Raw genomic sequence first — 19,672 nt, 5'->3', positions numbered from 1 at the left:
ATCCTCTTCTGAGACCGGCCCGTAGAGGACTGCGACGCGCACGCTCTTCAGATTCGCGGGGACGTTGATCATGTCCGGCTCCTTCGGGATGACTGGGGTGATCTCTGGAACACAGGTCCGAGGGGCGGCGGTTTGAGACCAACCCGCGGCCAATCGTGTGCGATATGATCGAATACGTTGTGTAGGTGGATGATTCGGCCGAGTGGGTGCTCGCGATTCTGGGGCCAGACTCTTCGGACGCGATCACCGTTCCCCGCTGGATCGCGGCACAATCCCAGCCGGAGTCACCAGATCGCACGCCGATGCGACCGCTTTCGCGTGTCCGCCGAAGTGGGCAAGGTCGGGGGTTAGGATGGCGGAAGCTCCTGCCTTGCATACGGTTTCAACTACCAGTGTCGTCGGCATGTAGGTGTCGGTACCGATGGTGAGCAGTCCGGCCAGCTCGTAGCCTTGGCGCTGTGCCAGATGTCTGATTACCTGCTCGTACCGTTGCCGATCCGATCCGGCGATTTCGAGCAGCAGCAGACCGATTGCTATGGGTTGCATGGGGTTTTCCTTCGCTCTCGCTTCCGGTTCGTACCCGGTCACGACGTTTCGGTGTCGACAACGCTGATAGGCGTGATCGTGAGTGCGTCAGCTTTGTCCAGGTCCGCGTCCGAGTCGGATATCCACCCGTCCTCGTCAACCCGCATCATCGAGCCGTCCGCGCGCTGAAATATCGGACGGCTATCCACGGGGGCACGGTCGAGTTTCTTGTGAGTGTCCTCATGGAAGGCAGCGAGCAGCGCCCGCACCGATGGAGCGATATCCGTTCGTGTGGAATGCAATTCGGTCATCTGCTAGCCGCCTACGCCCGGCGGCGGGGGATCCGCAGTATTGAATAAGGCGGCCCAGTAGTCCTCGCGTACCGCGTCCCACAGGTCGCCATGCTCGGAAAGCAGCTCGCGAGCGTCGACCAAATCCGGGTATGTGTCGAACATGATCGTGCCGGGCTGCACGTCGGGCAGCTTGATCAGTGATGGCAGGCGGTAGGCGGTGAATGCCTCGGTGGTGAGCTGCACGCGCAGTATGCGGGCGGCGCGGTCGACGAGCTGCCACACCGCGACCTTCCCTGGTATCGCGTTGGTGTGCAACGCATTTCGCTTCACCGCGCCTCCTCGGGCCGTTCAGCATCCGTCCACTCGTGGGCGTTCAGGGCTTCGAGGTAACGCCTCATCAGTTCGGTCGGCACATCGCAGTAGACCGAGCATTGCGGCCCGACGAATGCGGACCGTTTCGGCAGTTCGCTGACGCTCATCGGACGGCCCTCGCGGCGGCCACGATCTGCCCGGAATCAGCCAGTGTCCAGAACGCGGCGTTTTTCGCCGAGCAGATGTCGGTGCGGCAATCGCGGTGCCGCCGCATCTCGGCGTGCGCCTGCTCTGGCGTGTACGGCTCGGGCGGTGCGCGATGCGACGGCTCGAGCTCCCATAAATCGGTTCTCAGGGCGCCCTCGGCGGTGACGCGATCGAGGATATCGACGCTCGACACCGCGCCGTCCGGAATGGTGTCGTCGCGGTCGATCAGATAGGGCAGCCAGTATCCGATGCCGCACCACAGGGCAAGTATCGCGGCGGCCGTGACGATCGGGGCGATTGTTCCTACAGGCATGGGTGGCATCCCTCAGTGCGTGTTCCAATGTTGGTGGGCACCCAGCACCGGGTGACACGAACTCCATTCGGTTGTCGAAGGGGGGCGTGTAGCTCGGCATCGGCTGCTACCCAAAAGATTCGGTGGGACCGCCGGTGTTGCACTAGCGTTGCAGTGTTGGCGATATTGCAACGCTGGTAGAGGGCTCATGGGCAGGTGGGTCATGGAGCAATGGCGTCCATTCGGCGACGAATTGCGCAAACTTCGTGGCCATGAGTCGCTGCGAAGTCTTGCTCGCCGGATCGGCTACAACGCGGGGGACCTGTCGCGGTTTGAACGAGGAATTCGCAAGCCGCCAGCGGATATCGTCCGGCTGCTCGACCGGGAACTGTCCGCATCCGGGCGTCTGATCGAGATCGCCGCGGTGGCGATGTTCGATCTCGACAACGGAGGTGTCGACGGGCACGATGAGTCGTGTCGTGACGATCCCTACGAGAACGGAGAAGGCGAGTTCATGCCGATCTCCAGGCGCAGTTTCATCGCGGCGGTCGGCATGGAAGCGGCAATCGGCACGAGTTTCAACTCGCGAATCGCGTTGAACCGCAACTCTTCCGTCGATTACCTTGACCACTTTCGTCAACTCAAACGTGTCCTCGTCGACCAGGACAGCCTGCTGGGGCCGACCACCGTGATCCCGATCGTGCAACAACAGATCCAGGTCATCGGCCAGTTGCGCAGATTGAACGGCACGGACACCACCGGGTTGCTCGAGATGCAAACCAGCTACGCAGAGTTCGCGGGCTGGCTTCACCAGGACTCAGGGGACTTCACTGCCGCCGAGTATTGGACAGACCGAGCATTCCAGTGGTCCATGGCATCCGGCGACGACGCCATGTCCTCCTACATCCTCAACCGGAAAGCACACCTGTCCGGCGACGAAGGCGATGGCGGCGAAACGGTCGCGCTCGCAGCCGCCGCGATACGCACCGCCCCCGGCGATACACCTATCGCAGCCCTCGCCAATATGCGTGCCGCGCATGGTCACGCGCTGCTCGGCGACCATAACGCGACAGAAAACGCCTACAACATGGCGTTGGAATCTGTCGACAGCCCCGACATGGACCCGGACCTCCCATGGGCGGGATGGTTCGACCACTCCTACATCAACGTCCACCGGGCGCGAAGCCTGTCGGCGTTGGGCGACTACCGCACTGCGGCAGAGCAATTCACGCATGTGCTCGACACGCTGCCTCCTCATTACGCCAGAGACAGGTCCGTCTATCTGGTACGCGCAGCGATGGCACACGTAGGCAATGACGACGTCGAACACGCCGCGAGCCTGGGTATGGAAGCGATCTCCGCCGGAAGTGGCTCGGGCTCGGGACGACTTGCGAAGGAACTGGAACTGCTGGATCGGGCGTTCAATCCATGGCAGAGCCAAGCCGCCGTCGTCGAGTTTCGGGACGCCCGTCGAGAACTCCTGGTCTAACTCCTAGGCGAGTTGCAGGTCAAGCCGAAAGCCGCTGTCCGTGGACTCTGCCTCCTGTCCGCGAGATGTCTGCACCCGCACCGTTACCTGGTAGGCATATTTCGGGTTTGCGGGGCTGAAATTGCAGTACAGGCCCTTCACTGACGCGTAACCACCCTCGCTCGTCGCCTCTGCGACCGAGCAGGGTGACACTTCCACGGTCGTGATAAACGCGACGTCATAACTACCTGAGCCGAAGGGCTGAACCCGGATATCAGCCACGTGTTCCTGCGCGTATGTCGTTTCAACGACAGACCCGTCAGCAGCCACTGTGACAGACACATTCACGTACTCATCGGGCATAACTACCAGGATAGGGATGGGCCTCGTGCTGAGACGCCTGTCGGGTGGATATCGAATTGGTCCTTGTTGCCCACCCATATCCGATGCCGCCCCGGTTGATGGCGGCTGTCGTGCTGGGGATCGGTCAGTCTCGGTGTTATCCGATTCTGCGTGCTTGCAACGGTGCGCGCTGGATGCGATCGACCACACAACGAGTTGTGGTCGCTGACCGCCGCTCCTTCGGATCGGATGTCTTCGATCCTGGGAGCGGACGCGGCCGCCGTTCAGAGACGCTTCATCCATCGGACGGGACTTCCTGGTACCAGCAGGACCACCCTCGGCCCGCGAACCCGTGGCAATACTGGAGGGATGGACGATCTCTCCGACTTCCTGCGCACGCGGCGATCCCGGGTGGATCCGGGGTCGGTCGGCATTGCCACCGATTCGCGCCGTCGAGTCGCGGGACTGCGCCGGGAGGAGGTCGCGCACCTGTCCGGAGTGAGCGTCGACTATTACGTGCGTTTGGAGCAGGGGCGGGCCCGGCAGCCGTCGGCGCAGGTGCTCGATGCGTTGGCCAGGGTGCTCGGCCTCGACGAGGTGGAGCGCGAGCACCTGCACCGACTGGCACGCCGCCCACAACGCCCGGCGAAGTCGGCACCGAATGTCCGCATCCGCCCCGAGTTGCTGCGGGTGCTCGATCTCATTCCCGACGCGCCCGCGTTCATCGTCGATCACCGCCTCGACGTGGTGGCGGGCAACCGGCTCGCGGAACTGTTGTACGGGCGCAGTCCGATGAAGGGTCTGAATATCGCCCGGCACATCTTCCTGGACGACCCGGACGACGAGGGCCGCTCACTCTATGCCGAATGGGAAGTCTGCACCCGCGATACCGTCGGCCACCTGCGTCTGGCCGCGGGCAAGTATCCGGACGATCCGAAACTGTCGGCCCTGATCGGTGAACTGGCCGTGCACAGCGACCGCTTCCGCAAACTGTGGGCCCGCGCCGATGTCCGCTCCCGGACGCACGGCCGAAAAGCCTTCGCCCACCCTCTGGTCGGCACCTTGGACCTACACCAGGAAAACTTCGCTCTCCCTGAGGAAACCGGCACCGAACTCGTTGTCCTGTCCGCCGAATCCGGCACCGAATCCCACGACAATTTGCGCCTGCTGGCCAGCCTCGGTGCTACGGATGCCCGGACTCTCGATCGGTCACCGAATCGCGATATGACACAACCCTAGCGGGCGTCACGATGGTGTAATACGGTGAACCGGGGACCGAAGGAGAACGGGGCCGCTGATGACCATTCACCGTGACGCACTCGAACAGGACATTGTCACCGATTTCAGTTCCCGCATGAGCTATGGCGCCTACCTGGACCTCGATACGTTGCTCAGTGCGCAGCATCCGGTCAGTCGACCGGAGCATCATGATGAATTGCTGTTCATCATCCAACATCAGACCACTGAACTGTGGTTGAAGCTGGTGCTGCATGAAATACGGGCCGCGCGAACGGCTTTCGATTGCGATGACATCGGGGTCGCGCTGAAATGTATTGCGCGGGTGAAGCACATCCAGAAAACGCTGACCGAGCAGTGGTCGGTGCTCGCGACACTGACGCCCACCGAGTACGCGCAGTTTCGCCACTTCCTGGGAAACTCATCTGGCTTCCAGTCCTATCAGTACCGCGCCATCGAGTTCATCCTCGGCAATAAGAACGCGGCGGTACTTCGGGTCTTCGAATCCGATGCGGCGGCATACGATCAGCTGGCCGCGCTCTTGCGGGAACCGACCATCTACGACGCCTTCTGGCACCACCTCGCCCGCACCGGGCTCGACGTGCCCCGCTCGATGTTGGAGCGGGATGTCACCGAGGCCCACACCCTCGACGCCGAACTTCTCGCCTTGGTGCAGTCCATTTACCAAGCTCCGGAACAACATTGGTCCGTGTACGAAACATTCGAGGAGCTGGTCGATCTCGAGGAGAACTTCCAGCTGTGGCAGTTCCGGCATCTGCGCACCGTGCTGCGCGTCATCGGAAGGAAAGGCGGGACAGGCGGATCCAGCGGCGCCGGATTCCTGCAACGCGCACTCGAACACACCTACTTCCCCGAACTCTTCGCCGCCCGCACCTGGACCGGACACTGACCCGCAATGGCGGATCGAATCACATGACGGCTCAGCACCCCAACCACCGTTCGACTCGCCTCGAGCGAACGCCTGATCCGCAGCTCGCGGGCGCGGTACTCGATGACATCGACGCGCGGCCCGGTAGCGCGACATCGCTGGCCCGCACCGTGCTCGGCGCATACGTCCGCGATCTCGGCGGGTGGATCGCGATCGCGGACTTCACCGAACTGCTCGCCCTACTGGACATTCCGGCACCGAGCACCCGCACGGCGATCACCCGACTCAAGTCCAAGGGCGTGCTGCACGCCGAAAGCCGTAGTGGACGTGCGGGTTATGCGTTGACCGAGCCCGCACTGGCGATGTTCGCGCGCGGCGACCCGCGCATCTTCGGATTCCGCCAGATGGCCGCAGGTGACGCCTGGCGGCTCCTGTCCTTCGGCATTCCGGAATCCGAACGCGCCGCCAGACACCAACTTCGACGACGGCTGACAGCGATCGGCTGCGGCACGGTCTCGGCGGGTCTGTGGATCTACCCCGAGTACCTCGCAGCGGAGGTCGCCGCCATCGTCACCGCCCTGGAACTCGATGCTTACGTAACCTCGTTCCGCGCCACCGACCCAGTCGTACCCGGCAGCCTGCGACAGGCCGCCGCGCAATGGTGGGACCTGGACAATCTCGCAGCCCGGCACCGAACCTTCTACCAGCGGCACCGCGACATCCTCAACGAACCCACCGAACGAAACACCTTCGCACGCTTCACCCTGATGCTCGACGAATGGCGAACCCTCCCTTATATCGACCCAGGCCTCCCCAACGAAATGCTGCCCGCCGACTGGCCGGGCCCAGCCAGCGTGCACCTATTCGCCGAGGCCCGCCAGCGCTACCTGGAACCAAGCCGCCACCGGGTGCGAACGCTGGTCGAAAAGCCCTGAACACCCCAGCCAAACAACAACCCGGCAACGGCCCCGAAGCCGACACTCGCGCGCAACCGCAACCCAACCCCTTGGACAAGCGATCACCATGCGCTCATGCAAGTAAACACCGGGAGCCCACCTGCACCAGCGCATTCTCGGGTCCGTGATCGAACGCGGTGGCGTACGGCGGTCAGCGGTCTGAGGGGGCTTGGCGTGGATGCGGCGATCGGCCCACTGGGAACGTCTTGGCAGAGAGTTGGCGGGAGATCTGGTGCGGGCGTTGGACGTGATCACCCTGAACGCAGGGAACTGCACGGTGGACAATGCCGATGGGGCTGGGCGGCCGGAGGTTCACCGATGCGGACCATGCCGCGTGGATCGGGGCGCAAGTCAGTAGAGGTGTCGGCGACTCCGAGGCCAAGGTGTATCGACGTGCTCGGGCGGCCTGTACTCAATGTGCGGGCCGCCCATGGTAATTCGCTACATCAGGTCGGTTGGGTCGACGGCCTTGGCGTGCTGGGGTAGGAACAGGATCGATGCGATGGCGCCTGCCACGGCGATCGCGGTGCATACCCACAGCATTGTTGCGATGCTGTCGACGAAGGCATTGGTTACCGAGTCGAGGAGCTGTGGGGAATTCAGTTGGTGGGCAATGGCTATGCCGTTGGCGGCGCTCTTTTCGACCGCTGCTGCGGCCTGGTCGGGCAGTCCGTCGGTGTGGACCGCGCTGCGGTAGGTGGCATTGAGGACGGTGCCGAGTAGGGCGATGCCGACGGTGCCGCCGACCTGGCGCATTGCCTGGATCAGCGAGGATCCGGCGCCGGCGCGGTCGGGATCGAGTTCTCCCAGTGCGGCGTTCATTGCCGAGGGCATACCGAAACCCGCACCGGCACCGGCGATCGCGATCCAGGTGGCCACATAGCCGTAGCCGGAGTCCACATCGGTCAGCGCGCCCATCGCCAATCCGACTGCGAGAATGACGAATCCGATCGCGACGGTGATCCTGGTGCCCGCCGCGGTATCGACGGGTGTCGCCAGTTTCGCACCGATCACCATGCCGCCGATGAACGGCAGCAGCTTCAGCCCGGTGCCCAGCGCGTCCGCGCCCTGTACGGCCTGGAAGAACTGCGGCATCGTGAACAGCAGGCCGAACATTGCGAATACCGTGACGGTGATGAGCAGGGTGCCGCATACGAAGGACCGCGAACGCAACAGGTGCGCGTCGATCAGCGGCGTGCCGGTCCGGCCGAAACGGCCCTCGAGCACCGCGAAGATCGTCAGCAGTACCGCCGCGGCGACCAGGAACGCGATCGCCCACCCATTGCCCCAGCCCCTTTCACCGGCCAGCGTCACCCCGTAGACCAGCGCCGCCAGCGCTGCCGAAGAGATCACGATGCCGAGGTAGTCGATCGTCGGCCGCACCGAACTGCGCGATTCCGGAATCAGCGCGACGACCGCGCCGACCGCCACCACGGCGACCGGAACATTGATCCAGAAGATCGACGCCCATGAGTAGTGATCCAGCAGCAGACCGCCGACGATCGGACCGAGCGGTAGACCGATGCTGTTGGCGACGACGAAGAAGTTGATCGCCTTCTTCCGTTCGACCTCCGACGGGAACAGCACGGCGATCAGCGACATCACCACCGGAACCAGCAGCGCCGCACCGATTCCCAGGAAGGCGCGCGCGGCAATGAGCTGCCCCGCCGAGCTGGACAGCGCGCACACCACCGAACCGGCTCCGAATAGGACCAGCGCCGCGGCCAGCATCTTTTTGCGGCCGAACCGATCGCCGAGCAGTCCGGCGGGCAGCAGCAGTGCGGCCAGGACGAGGTTGTAGGAGTTGGCGATCCACTGCAGCTGTTCGGTCGACGCGCTGAGGTCGACAGACAACGTCGGGAGCGCGACATTCAACACCGTGGTGTCGAGACCGACGACCAGCACCGCGAGACAGAGCGCGGCCAATACACCGAAGCGGCGGGTGCCGGAGAGTTCGCCCGGTGCGACGGCATCGAGCAGGGCTGGGTTCGAGTCCGACGGATGGTCGGCTCGTTCATTGGGAAGCATGTCGGCACACTATTACTAATCTCTGATAGTTGCAATAGTTCAGAAACTTGACGGAGTAGGCTCTGCACATGACGGCAACAGACCCGACGACAGCGGAATCGGAGCGAGCACGAGCGTTCGTCGAACGACTCGGCGGAGCAATGGCGGCCAGCGGCGTGCCACAGATGGCCGCGCGGGTTCTCGCGCAGATGCTGATCAGCGAAAAAGGCGTCATGACCTCGGCCGAACTCGCCGAGGCGCTACAGGTCAGTCAGCCGTCGATATCGGGTGCGGTCCGGTTCCTCGCGCAGATCGGTTTCGTCTCTCGGGAGCGGGTGCCGCGCACCCGCAAGGACCAGTACCGCATTCGCGACAATGTGTGGGAAACGGTGCTCACCCTGCGCAACGACTCACTCGACGCGTGGAAGGCCAACCTGCAGTACGGCGTCGACACCTTCGGCGTGGACACCCCGACCGGGCGCCGACTCACCGAGGCCGTCGACTTCTTCGACTTCGTCCAGCAGGATATGCACGGCCTCATCGCCCGCTGGCGCGAACATCAGCGAAAGGCCGAGCGACACGGGTGAATCGTCGTCGCCGGAGGTGACTAAGCTTCGGACGATAGGTAACAACGCCCGTCGAACGGAGAGAGCTGATTCATGGCGTCCGCAACAGCATCCGCACAGATCGGGGTTACCGGCCTCGCGGTCATGGGTAGCAATATCGCGCGCAACTTCGCCAGGCACGGCTACACGGTGGCCCTGCACAACCGCAGCATCGCCAAGACCGACGCACTGCTGGCCGAACACGGCGGTGACGGCAACTTCGTGCGCGCCGAGACGATCGAGGAGTTCGTCGCGGCGCTGGAGAAGCCGCGCCGGGTGCTGATCATGGTCAAGGCGGGCGATCCGACCGACGCCGTCATCGAGGAACTGGCCGACGCGATGGAGCCCGGCGACATCATCATCGACGGCGGCAACGCGCTCTACACCGACACCATTCGCCGCGAGGCCGCGATGAAGGCGCGCGGGCTGAACTTCGTCGGCGCGGGCATCTCCGGTGGTGAGGAGGGCGCACTGAACGGTCCGGCGATCATGCCCGGCGGCCCGAAGGAGTCCTACGAATCCCTCGGACCACTGCTGGAATCCATTGCGGCACAGGTGGACGGCACGCCGTGCTGCACGCATATCGGCCCCGACGGGTCCGGCCACTTCGTCAAGATGGTGCACAACGGCATCGAATACGCCGATATGCAGCTGATCGGCGAGGCGTACCACCTGTTCCGCGACGCGCTCGGCTTCGACGCCAAGCAGATCGCCGACGTCTTCACCCAGTGGAACTCCGGCGAACTGGAGAGCTACCTCGTCGAGATCACCGCCGAAGTGCTCAACCAGGTCGACGCCAAGACCGGCAAGCCGCTGGTCGATGTCATCGTGGACGCCGCCGAGCAGAAGGGCACCGGCCGCTGGACCGTGAAGTCCGCACTCGATCTGGGCATCCCGGTCACCGGCATCGCCGAGGCGGTCTTCGCACGGGCACTGTCGGGCGCACGCGCCCAGCGCAAGGCCGCGGTCGGTCTCGCCGCTGGCAAGCTCGGCGAAAAGCCCACCGACGCAGCGCAATTCACCGAGGACATCCGCCAGGCGCTCTATGCGTCGAAGATCGTCGCCTACGCCCAGGGATTCGACCAGATCGCCGCGGGCAGCGTGGAATACAACTGGGATCTGCACCCCGGCGATCTCGCTACCATCTGGCGCGGCGGCTGCATCATTCGCGCCCGCTTCCTGAACCGGATCAAGGAGGCGTACGACCAGAACCCGGCCCTGCCGAGCCTGATTCTCGCGCCGTACTTCCGCGAGGCGATCGAGACGGCCATCGACAGCTGGCGCCGTGTGGTCGCCACCGCCACCATGCTCGGCATCCCGGTGCCCGCGTTCGCGTCCTCACTGTCGTACTACGACGCCCTGCGCGCCGAACGGCTCCCGGCCGCACTCACCCAGGGCCAGCGCGATTTCTTCGGCGCCCACACCTACGAGCGGATCGACGCACCGGGCAAGTACCACACCCTGTGGAGCGGCGACCGCAGCGAGGTCTCCGCCGACTGAGTTCGCTCGCGCCAGCGCGCAGGCCCGGCGTGCGCGCTGGCGCGCGGGTCGACTCGCTCATACGCGCACGATTCCCAATCGTGGCAACACTTTACCGTGGTATTCGTGTCGCAGGACGAGCAGGATTTCCGGCTTCGGACGATGCTCGAAGTGTTCGTCCAGCGGCCACACGGAAATTCACCACGGGCTGGTCGATCGTCCTGATCGCGGTATTCGCGATCTTCAGCGCGGCGGCCTTCGCCACGGGATTCACCGGGTTGGACCGGCTCGCGGATTCGGCACGAGACTTTGTCAGGGGCGTCGTGGTCGTGGCCATCATTGCCACGCTCGCGGCGGCGCTCTCGGCCGGATCCGCGGCCCGTCCACACCGCGACCCGCCAGCGATCCCTCGTCGGAGACCTTTCGGTTCGAGTACCGGACCCACGCGGGCAACACTTTTCGGCGGCTACGTCGCTCGGTGCCGCTGGTGGCCTTCGCCGCCCTCGCGTTGGCGGGCGGTGCGATCACGGTCCCACTCGCCGACTCGACACCCGCCGCGGAACCGCCACAGATAGTGACCATGGTCGACGGCAAGATGCTGTGCGGTGCGGTCGGTCTCGATCCAAACGCCACGCTATGGCTGCACGCCAGACCGTTTGACCAGGCGAGCTTCGGCACCGTCGTCGCGGCGTGCCCGACGTACCGCTAGGTCCCATCCTTACTGGTCGCGCGATTGCCACCTGACGTCGGGCGATCCAACGGGTACGCCCGCCCCGCTGGCCACCGCTCGATACGTCGATCGGTCTCGTGGGATACGGTCACCCGCCCCGGCGCCCGGCGATCACCCGAGACCACCGCCGGGATGCACATCGACCTCGGAATTCCTAACGATAGTCCCACCTCTGGGAAGGCTCGAAAATGAGGACCCGGAATGACGTATCAAGCGCGCGAATGAGGAGGACCGCTTGGCGGACGAACCGAGCGAACCAACCGCCGAGCAGCGACTCGCCGATGCACTGGCTACGCTCGGGCCGAAGGGCTGGCAGCGGGCGGACGCGGTATTCGCCGTCACGGTGGCGGGCGAGGTCGGACAGCTTGCGTATTCCGTCGGCGAGCAGCTGATTCCGATATCGCCACCGGAGCCGGTTCTTGCCCTGGTCCGGGAAATGCGGGCACTCGCGGCTCGAACCAATGGCGGACCATGGTGGCGAATGCTGGTGATACTGGCCGATTCCGGCGCGATCGATATCGACTACGACTATGGCGAGCAGCCGTTCCCGCCCGGGCAGCTGTTCGGTCCGGAGGCGTATCTCGCCGACCTCGAGGCGTATCCGCGCGCCAAGATACCGGTATGGCTGGGCGCCTACATCGGCCACGGCGACCGGCAACGGCGCAGTCCACAACAGGCCGCCGCCCAGGCGCGCGGCAATCGATCCCGCCAGGTGTGGGCGACGCTGGCGGAGTATGAATTTCCCCCGTTCCCGCAGATGTGGTCGCGCTGGGCGACGATCGCCGCGGCGTTCGTCGCGGCCCGATCGGAGCTCGGTCCGCGGATGCACCCGTGGACGGGAGTGTTCGAGGGCGCGGCGTTGGACGGGTCCACGCTGCATGCGCTCCCGGCCGGGCGCGCGGTGCTCTCGGGCGGGGTGTGGAATGCCCCCACCCTGGACGCGGTCTACAACGGCGGCGAGCCGATGCCGAATCTCTATGCTGGCGCACCGGATTGGGTCGCCGATCCGGTGCTCGACCCGCGCGCCGCATCGGGTCTGCTGTCGTTCTGCTACTGGTGGGAGAACGGGCGCTGGTATCGCGGATCGTCGCCGTCGGCGGAGGAATGCGCCGTGGCGGTGCCCGGGGTCTGGACCAGGGAAACCGTGCTGGGGATTGTCACCGATCTGCTCGGCACCGAGCCGAATCCTGGTGCGCGGGAAGCGATTGCCGCGCTGCTGGCCGCGGCAGAGGTCGGCAGGGTGACGCGGCGGGAGCTGGTCGCGGTGTTCGGCGCGGACGACCGGTTCGACATCGACGGTGCGCTCTATCAGTACTCGCTGGCCGGATTGGCACCCCCCACGCCGGAACCGATGCCCGCCGATGAGGCGGTCTCGCGGGTGCGCGATTACATCACCGGGCGCGTACTGGACACCACGGGATATCCGCTCGAGCAGTTGGTCGCCGAACGATTCAGCGTCGGCTGGATGGTGCACGTGCCGGTGCCCGCCGGGATGGTCGCGAGCGATCGGGCGATCTTCTATGTCGGCGACGACGGTCTGTTCGAGCAGTCGTCGACATCCATCGATCCGCCGGGCTACATCGCCGACTTCGAACGCCGCTACGCCACACGCCACAGCTGATCCGGACCGGAGGATTGTCATGGACCGTTGGGAACGAGAAGGACTGCGCTCGGCCAACTTCGGGATGCGCAACCAGGTCGAGCAGATTCTCGACGCACTCGCCGAGCAACGCGAGCGCCGAGCCGGCGTTCAGCGCCAGCTCGACGCGGCACGGAGTACCGCGACCTCGGCGGACGGACTGGTGGAGGTGACCGTGGACAGTGCCGGTGTGCTCATCGATGTGCGGTTCACCGCGGATGCCCAGCGCAGTACTCCCGCACAGCTGGGCCGGTCGGTCACCGAGGCCGGGCGCGAGGCGGCCCGTCGCGTGCGGGAGCAGACCCGACAGATCCTGGCCCCGGTCGCCGCCGCCGCCGACGCGATGCCCGACCTGTCCGATCTGGTGTCCGGCGCACCGAGCCTGCGCGAGCGGCGCGAAGTGGAGAGTGGCGATGGATAGCCCCATCTATTCCCAATGACGGCGAGGGGGGTGTGGTCGCAGTAAGATTTTTCGCCAGGCAATCGCCTTCTCGGTTTCGCTGGTGAGGGTTGAAGGGTTACCGGGCATGGGCCAGTCGTTGCATATCGATCCGAATCGCGTCCATGCGCTGATCGCCGAGCTCACCGCCGTCGCCGAAGCTGCGCACCGAGATCTGGGCGAACTGAAGGACACCCTGGCCCGCGAGGGCAAACCCTGGGGTGACGACGACCCGGGACGGAAGATCGGCGAAACCTATGAGCCACAGGCGAAGAAGGGGCTGGAGGGGTACCAGAACCTGGTCGACAATATTCGCGGACTGAGTAAGGCCGTCGGCGAGGTCAACGACGCTCTGCACAACCAGGACCAGGACGGCGGTCAACGGATCCGCACCGCCGGCTCGAATCAACCGGTGTCCTCCGGGACAGATCCGGTGTGGCCCGGTGCCGGTACGTCCCGAACCAATTCACCCACAACCGGTTTCGGATCGAATCCCGATAACGCCAACACACCGCGAAAGCTGCCGGACAGCGGCGCCGCCACCTCGCCTACCCAGCCGAACAGCACTCCGACTACCTATCCGCAACCAGACTTCACCGGCTACAACCCGGTCGGCGGACCCACACCTGCCTACCAGCAGCCCTGGTACCCGGATTCGAGCACACCGTCGATCGAACCGGACGCCGCGCCCCAGCCCGCTGCGGAAAGCTCGGCCGCGGGCAACGAAAATGCCGCGTCACCGCCGGTCACGGATGATTCGATCCCGGCCGCGCCGGGCACGACATCGCCCGCCGCCGCAGCGCCACCCCGGGCCGGTGATCCCGCGGTCGCCGAGAAGCCAACGGGCACACCGTGGTCGCGAACGCCGGGAACGGCTTTCCCGTCGGTACCGTCGGGCACTCCCTGGTCGGGTGTCCGTACCGGCGCTCGCCCACCGGGACAGGTCTTCGCGCCCCCGCCGACCGGCGTGGGTCCGGCGCGGCCTACCGAGCCGAAGCGAGACGGCAAGTCCCGCAAGAAGAAGCGCGGATCGACCGCGGCGGAGCACATCCAGGTACCGACCGATGCAGCGGCCCTGGCGGCGGCCCGGGAGCTCGCCGATCGGCACGAACTGCGGCTCGCCGGCTTCGACACCTCGGGTATCGGACAGGAGATGGTCGCCCAGCTGGCCGCGGCCATCGACGACATTCTCGGCAAATATCCGTTCGTCGACCTCGGCGGGATCGAGATCACCGAACTCGGCGACCAGATCTCCCAGATAACCCGGGATCGAGGCGATGACGGATCGGAATGGGCGAGCACCGGGTCGTGGATCCTGCTCGACCGCACCCTCGTCACGAATCCGGCCCAGTTCAGCGAAAAGGTCTACGCAGCAATACAATCCGGCAACTCGGTAGCCGGATCCGGGGAGCGACCGATGTATTCGACGATCGTCGGCGACCTCGGCCGGATCCTGGAGGAGCAGGCTGGTCAGCCCATCCGGCGGCTGGCGCAGCGCGCCCTGATCACCGAATATCGGCGCATCAACGGCCCGTGGGACGCCGGAAACACCCTGGCCCGCATCGTCGGCGGCTACCGGCGGTGGCGAGACCAGTTGGGCGGCGACAGCATCGTTGACGACCGGTTCCAGCCGCGCGCGGCGTTGGTCGCGGCATTCGCCGAGGTGGAGTTGCGCGGCGATGACGCGTGTGGTCCGGCGCGGGTGCTGTATCGATTGTTGGTGGAGGGCGCCAGAGAGCGGTCGACGCCCCGGTGAGTATTACGATCCCGCCCCATTTCCCGGACTGGCTGACCCGCTGGGTAATCGGCCACTTTCCGGTCGGGAATCCCGACGCCATGCGCGCCGCGGCCGACGCCTGGGCACGCTCGGCCGAACGTCTCACCATTACGCTGCGAGACCTCGAACGACTCGCGCGCGACGTGCCCGCGGCAATCCAGGGCGAGGCGGGCGAGGCGATCCAAGGAGAGCTGAAGACCCAGATCGCGAACACGCGTAATCAACGCGAATTCGCCAACGGCATGGCCACCCTGCTCTACGACTCCGCAAACGCAATCGAACTCGAGCAGTACATCGTGATCGGTATCGGGGCAGTCCTACTCGCCAACCTGCTCATCGATACCGCCGTACCGATGAAAGCCGCCAGCGACCGCATCGCCGCCGACGTTGCCGCCACCGCCGCCCGTCGCGACACCCTCACCTTCATATTCCAGCGCGCCGCCGCCTTCATGGAGCGATTCCCCCATATGGCGCTCGCCATTCGCGCGACCATCATGGGCGCAGTCTCCATGGGCGGCGTCGTCGCCGGTGCGCAATACGCCCAAATCGTCCAGGGCCACGGCAAACCCGGACGCCGTACCAGCATGGATTGGGGCCAGGTCTGGGTGGCGGCGGCCGCCGGTGGCGCCGGTGGCCTGGCAGGCTCCGTCGCCACCCGCGCGGTCCTGTCCACACTCACCCGCACCACGGGACGCGGCGTGGCCATCATGCTCGCCAGCGCCACCGGCGGCGCTGCGGGTGGGGCCGCCGGCGCAGTGACCATGTCCGCACTCACCAATACCAAGCTGACCGGCCGCAACCTCGTCGAGATGGTGATGATGGGTATGGGTGGTGGCTTGATCGGCGGCCTCACCGCGGCAATGCGCGCCACGCGAGCCATGAGCGTCGTCCGGCCCCCTGAGAATACCGTCCCCGACATCGGCCGGTCCCGCAGCAGCGGCAACGACAGCCTCCCGATCCGACCGGAACCCGACCGGACCAGCCCACACACCAATGCCGACACACCACGGCCACACCAGGAGACCATCCCCAAGGCCAGCGAACCCCGCAACGACAGCTGGCGCAACAGCCTCCCGATCCGACCAGAACCCGACCAGACCAGCCCACACACCAATGCCGACACACCACGGCCACACCAGGAGACCATCCCCAAGATCAGCGAACCCCGCAACGACAGCTCGCGCGACAGCCTCCCGATCCGACCAGAACCCGACCAGACCCCGCACACCGGCGGTGACGGTCATATAGATCGGCCGTCACATGAGGAGATGGCCGCCGAGATCGACGAGATCGGCAAGTCATACGACGAGGCCTTCAGCAAACTCGACGAGGGCGGCACCCCGCCGCCTTCGGATCCCAACCAACCGCAATCGGGCACGCCGCAGGCCCCACCCGCATCGCCGACGTCCCCCGGATCCACATCCGAGGCCAGCCACGGCTGGAGCTCCTGGGATGATGCCCTGCGAGCACTCACCGAGGGCAGCTTCGAAGACGCACCGGCCGATCCCATGGCCGCACCAGGAAGCTCGTCGTCGACCGACCTCCCCGGCACCGCCCAATTCCACAGTGGCCGACCCGACTCTCCGCAAATGAGCCTGGCCGGAACCGTCCTCGCCGCCGAGGGCCAGCCCAGCGCCACACCGGGATCGGTGCTGACGATGAGTGCCGACACCCATGCCGAGAACACCCCCTACGTCGCTCCCGTCAAAGATCTCGGCGGCGCCGGAGGCGGCAACGGGCCGGGTGTCACGGCGGGACCACCTGTCTCGCACGGGGATTCGCCAACCAGAGGCGGACCGGGTTCGCAACCGCCCGCGACCGGGAAGGGACCCGGCCAACTACCGCCCGACCCCGACGAGGCCATCCTGCTCGACCTCGATTTCTTCGACTACGAGTTGGCTCCCAACGACCCGGTCACACCGGCCGGCAACTCCCCCACGGCAACGCCGCACGCCGCAGGCACCACACCGGTCGAACCGGGGCTGGGCAGCGAGTCCGGCCCGACGCCGTCGCGCACGCCGACGGAGGCGAAGAGCCCGACCGCACAGGCGGAGGCAAAGCCTGGTCCCGTCGGCGCAACGGCTGCACCCGCTCCCACACCTGTGACCAACGCACCCCACGCCAACCAACAGGCCGGGCAAGCCAACACGCCTCAGCCACACGCCACACCACAAACCGATACACCCCAGCCCCAGGCCACACTCCAAGCCGCGCAAGCCAACCCACCCCAGCCACACGCCACACCCCAAGCCGCGCAAACCAACCCACCCCAGCCACACGCCACACCACAAACCGACACACCCCAGCCCCAGGCCACACCCCAAGCCGCGCAAACCAACCCACCCCAGCCACACGCCAACACACCGCACCACCAAGCCAACCAGCAAGGCGCCTCACCACAGCAGCCGCACGCCGCCACACCGACCTCCGGCGCACCCGCAAACACCCTTGCAACCCAGGCGATCCCACCCCCAGCGCTGGCCGGCGCGGCGGCGCTGGCTGGGCACGGGCCGTCGAATCCCGATATCACCGCGGAACACTCGGCGTCCCTGCCCGCGATATCGGGTGCGCAGCCCACCAACAACAACCAAACCCCCAGCGAACCAGAAGAATTCCCCGACCGCATCGGCACCGTCGTCACACCCCCGATGCCCAGCGACAGCCCCGCACAACCCCAGGTGGAGGAGTTCTCGAACAAAGAGATCGACGAATACACCCAACCATTCACCGACTACAAATTCCCCGGCCAAGACCCAGCACACGGCCCACCACACGGCCCACCCCCCAACGCCATCCCGATCGTCCCGCACCCCACCACTCCAGCTCTGCCTGAGACCGGACCCGCCATACCCCTCACCGACCGGCCACAGGTACCGATCCCCGACACCGCCACCCCCGGCGCACCCCCCGAAGACGATGGGCAAAAACCCCGCGTTCACGACTCCGAACCACCCCTGCCCCGCCACAACAACACCCCCGCACCACACCTACCCGCCACACCCGCCGACCGCCCCACCGAACTCAACCCACCGTCCCACTACGCTCTCGAACCCGACCCCCGAACCCCTGGCGCCCCAACCGACCCCACCACACCCCCACAACTCGATCGCCACGGCATCCAAGACATCCCTCGCATCGCAACCGAACCCACCCGCGCCGGACTCCCTTCGACCATGCCTGCCGGTCCCTTACCACCATCAGTGGGCCCCACACGCCCAAATCCAATGATGGCCTCGGCCTCAGCCGATAAGCCCAAAAAACCCAAACCCAAACGACAGACACCTCAACCCGAACCACCGCAGACTCCTACCCCGGAGATGGCGCCGGAACCACCTACACCGATACCGGTACCGACCCCGCAGCCGAAAAAGCGTAAGAAGAACCAGCCCGCCGCGCAGCCGATCCGTGAAGAGTTCGTGGTGCGCGAAGCCGGCGAAGCGACCGGCGAGGTGGGTCAAGAAGGTGAGCGCGTCCGAGCCGCCGGCCGTACCCGTGCATGGGTGCGATCACTAGGGCAGAAGTTCCCCTCGCTCACCGAGGACCAGATCGACACCGCGGAACTGCTGGTCTCGGAGTTAGTGGCGAATTCGCTGCGGCACACCCAGGGCAAGGTCTCGGTCATCGTCACCGAAACGGATACCGACGAAGTCCGCAAGATCCGGTTCACGGTCACCGACGAAAGCGAAGTCGTCCCGGAGAGCTCCGGTATGCCCGCCTGGGACGCCGAGCGCGGCCGCGGCGGCGAGTTCGTCGCCATGCTGTCGGACAACCACGGAACCAGTGTTCAGGAAAACGCCAAATCCACCTGGTTCGAACTGCATACACCACCCGGTGGCACATCAGGCCCGAGTATTCCGGCCGACGCTCCGGACAACGACTACCCCGGCTCCGACGCGGCCACCCCGCCATCGTCCCCCGAGCCAACTCCGACGCCGGTCGAAACCGATTCCGCAGCACTGTCGAATCTGCCGAACGCAGACGTTGCCGCGCGTCTGGTCGAACTCGTATTCCTCCAGTCGGTCTCGATCGAGGAAGCCATCGACGAGCTGAACGAAGAGGCGGCCTTCGAGTTCCAGCTCGACACCGCCTCCGCTCAGGAGATACTGGCGCAGGCCAGCGGCATGCTTCGCACGGTATTCGACCCACCGGACTCGGACGACCAGGACGAGCGCGAACCAGATGATGCGACTGCCAGTGGGACTATCGCCTCCGAAGGTAATGGATCGCCGCCCGGGGGCGGCCGTCCGGGACCCGGCATCCCTCCCGGGCCGGGGGAGTCCTACGTCGGCGGAGTCGATCCTGCCGTACTCGATGGGCACGTCCGGACGCCTCGCAGGCGGCCCTCAGGCGTCTTCGGACCCGGTGGGCTCGACCCTGCCGTGTTCTACTACGACCCCCCGGAGGGTCAACCCCCGAGCAGCCCCGACCGCCCGCCGCGTCAGAACCGGCCCGAGTCGCAACCCGAGCAGGCCCGCG

17 protein-coding genes and 1 pseudogene are annotated in these 19,672 nt (G+C 65.8%); 11 read left to right on the top strand and 7 right to left on the bottom strand.

Annotation, left to right across the window (positions count from 1 at the left end; all coding sequences use genetic code 11):
* Positions 1–243: 243 nt before the first annotated feature.
* The 5 genes from ABZW16_RS36880 to ABZW16_RS36860 are packed head-to-tail and all read right to left on the bottom strand — an operon-like array spanning position 244 to position 1,650.
* The gene (locus ABZW16_RS36880; RefSeq protein ID WP_354960769.1) at positions 244–546 is read right to left on the bottom strand and encodes a hypothetical protein; all 303 of its coding nucleotides are present in this window, start codon (positions 544–546) and stop codon (positions 244–246) included.
* A gap of 38 nt (positions 547–584) precedes the next feature.
* Positions 585–836, bottom strand: a complete 252-nt coding sequence (locus ABZW16_RS36875) for a hypothetical protein (RefSeq protein WP_354960768.1) — start codon at positions 834–836, stop codon at positions 585–587.
* Positions 837–839: 3 nt separating this feature from the next.
* Entirely contained in the window at positions 840–1,148 is a 309-nt protein-coding gene (locus tag ABZW16_RS36870) for a hypothetical protein (RefSeq protein ID WP_354960767.1), read from the bottom strand.
* On the bottom strand, positions 1,145–1,297 hold the full coding sequence (locus tag ABZW16_RS36865) for a hypothetical protein (protein WP_354960766.1): 153 nt from the start codon (positions 1,295–1,297) through the stop codon (positions 1,145–1,147). Before ABZW16_RS36865 ends, ABZW16_RS36870 begins: the two co-directional genes overlap by 4 nt.
* The gene (locus ABZW16_RS36860; protein ID WP_354960765.1) at positions 1,294–1,650 is read right to left on the bottom strand and encodes a hypothetical protein; all 357 of its coding nucleotides are present in this window, start codon (positions 1,648–1,650) and stop codon (positions 1,294–1,296) included. Before ABZW16_RS36860 ends, ABZW16_RS36865 begins: the two co-directional genes overlap by 4 nt.
* Positions 1,651–1,852: 202 nt before the next feature.
* Here ABZW16_RS36860 and ABZW16_RS36855 point away from each other — a divergent pair, with 202 nt between their 5' ends.
* A complete protein-coding gene (locus tag ABZW16_RS36855) occupies positions 1,853–3,118 on the top strand; it encodes a helix-turn-helix transcriptional regulator (protein ID WP_354960764.1) in 1,266 nt (421 codons plus the stop codon).
* A 3-nt stretch (positions 3,119–3,121) separates the two neighbouring features.
* Here the strand turns inward: ABZW16_RS36855 and ABZW16_RS36850 are convergent, their stop codons facing one another.
* On the bottom strand, positions 3,122–3,460 hold the full coding sequence (locus ABZW16_RS36850; RefSeq protein WP_354960763.1) for a hypothetical protein: 339 nt from the start codon (positions 3,458–3,460) through the stop codon (positions 3,122–3,124).
* A gap of 348 nt (positions 3,461–3,808) precedes the next feature.
* Between ABZW16_RS36850 and ABZW16_RS36845 the strand changes: the two genes are divergently transcribed.
* Genes ABZW16_RS36845 through ABZW16_RS36835 form a run of 3 tightly spaced genes read left to right on the top strand, consistent with a single transcriptional unit; the run spans position 3,809 to position 6,499 of the window.
* Entirely contained in the window at positions 3,809–4,678 is an 870-nt protein-coding gene (locus ABZW16_RS36845) for a helix-turn-helix transcriptional regulator (RefSeq protein WP_354960762.1), read from the top strand.
* A 58-nt stretch (positions 4,679–4,736) separates the two neighbouring features.
* Complete coding sequence (locus tag ABZW16_RS36840; RefSeq protein ID WP_354960761.1) at positions 4,737–5,585, top strand: tryptophan 2,3-dioxygenase family protein; 849 nt, start codon at positions 4,737–4,739, stop codon at positions 5,583–5,585.
* 23 nt (positions 5,586–5,608) lie between these two features.
* Entirely contained in the window at positions 5,609–6,499 is an 891-nt protein-coding gene (locus tag ABZW16_RS36835; RefSeq protein ID WP_354960760.1) for a PaaX family transcriptional regulator C-terminal domain-containing protein, read from the top strand.
* Between the two features lie 462 nt (positions 6,500–6,961).
* Here ABZW16_RS36835 and ABZW16_RS36830 read toward each other — a convergent pair whose 3' ends face one another.
* Positions 6,962–8,548 carry a DHA2 family efflux MFS transporter permease subunit gene (locus ABZW16_RS36830; protein WP_354960759.1) on the bottom strand — a complete coding sequence of 529 codons (1,587 nt, stop codon included), beginning with the start codon at positions 8,546–8,548 and terminating at the stop codon, positions 6,962–6,964.
* A gap of 68 nt (positions 8,549–8,616) precedes the next feature.
* Between ABZW16_RS36830 and ABZW16_RS36825 the strand changes: the two genes are divergently transcribed.
* The 7 genes and pseudogenes from ABZW16_RS36825 to ABZW16_RS36795 form a co-directional block, all read left to right on the top strand.
* Entirely contained in the window at positions 8,617–9,114 is a 498-nt protein-coding gene (locus ABZW16_RS36825; RefSeq protein ID WP_354960758.1) for a MarR family transcriptional regulator, read from the top strand.
* Positions 9,115–9,186: 72 nt separating this feature from the next.
* On the top strand, positions 9,187–10,632 hold the full coding sequence (gndA, locus tag ABZW16_RS36820; RefSeq protein ID WP_354960757.1) for an NADP-dependent phosphogluconate dehydrogenase: 1,446 nt from the start codon (positions 9,187–9,189) through the stop codon (positions 10,630–10,632).
* 466 nt (positions 10,633–11,098) lie between these two features.
* Complete coding sequence (locus tag ABZW16_RS36815) at positions 11,099–11,320, top strand: hypothetical protein (RefSeq protein ID WP_354960756.1); 222 nt, start codon at positions 11,099–11,101, stop codon at positions 11,318–11,320.
* Positions 11,321–11,576: 256 nt separating this feature from the next.
* Positions 11,577–12,962: a hypothetical protein gene (locus ABZW16_RS36810; protein WP_354960755.1), complete on the top strand. Its 1,386-nt coding sequence runs from the start codon at positions 11,577–11,579 to the stop codon at positions 12,960–12,962.
* 19 nt (positions 12,963–12,981) lie between these two features.
* The gene (locus ABZW16_RS36805) at positions 12,982–13,401 is read left to right on the top strand and encodes a YbaB/EbfC family nucleoid-associated protein (protein ID WP_354960754.1); all 420 of its coding nucleotides are present in this window, start codon (positions 12,982–12,984) and stop codon (positions 13,399–13,401) included.
* A gap of 106 nt (positions 13,402–13,507) precedes the next feature.
* A complete protein-coding gene (locus ABZW16_RS36800) occupies positions 13,508–15,175 on the top strand; it encodes a hypothetical protein (RefSeq protein ID WP_354960753.1) in 1,668 nt (555 codons plus the stop codon).
* Positions 15,172–19,672, top strand: a pseudogene (locus tag ABZW16_RS36795) (hypothetical protein); the annotation flags it as partial. The gene ABZW16_RS36800 and the pseudogene ABZW16_RS36795, both read left to right, overlap by 4 nt.

The sequence above is a fragment of the Nocardia sp. NPDC004604 genome (assembly GCF_040609795.1).
Classification (GTDB): Bacteria; Actinomycetota; Actinomycetes; order Mycobacteriales; family Mycobacteriaceae; genus Nocardia.
This window is presented reverse-complemented; position numbering and strand designations above follow the sequence as displayed.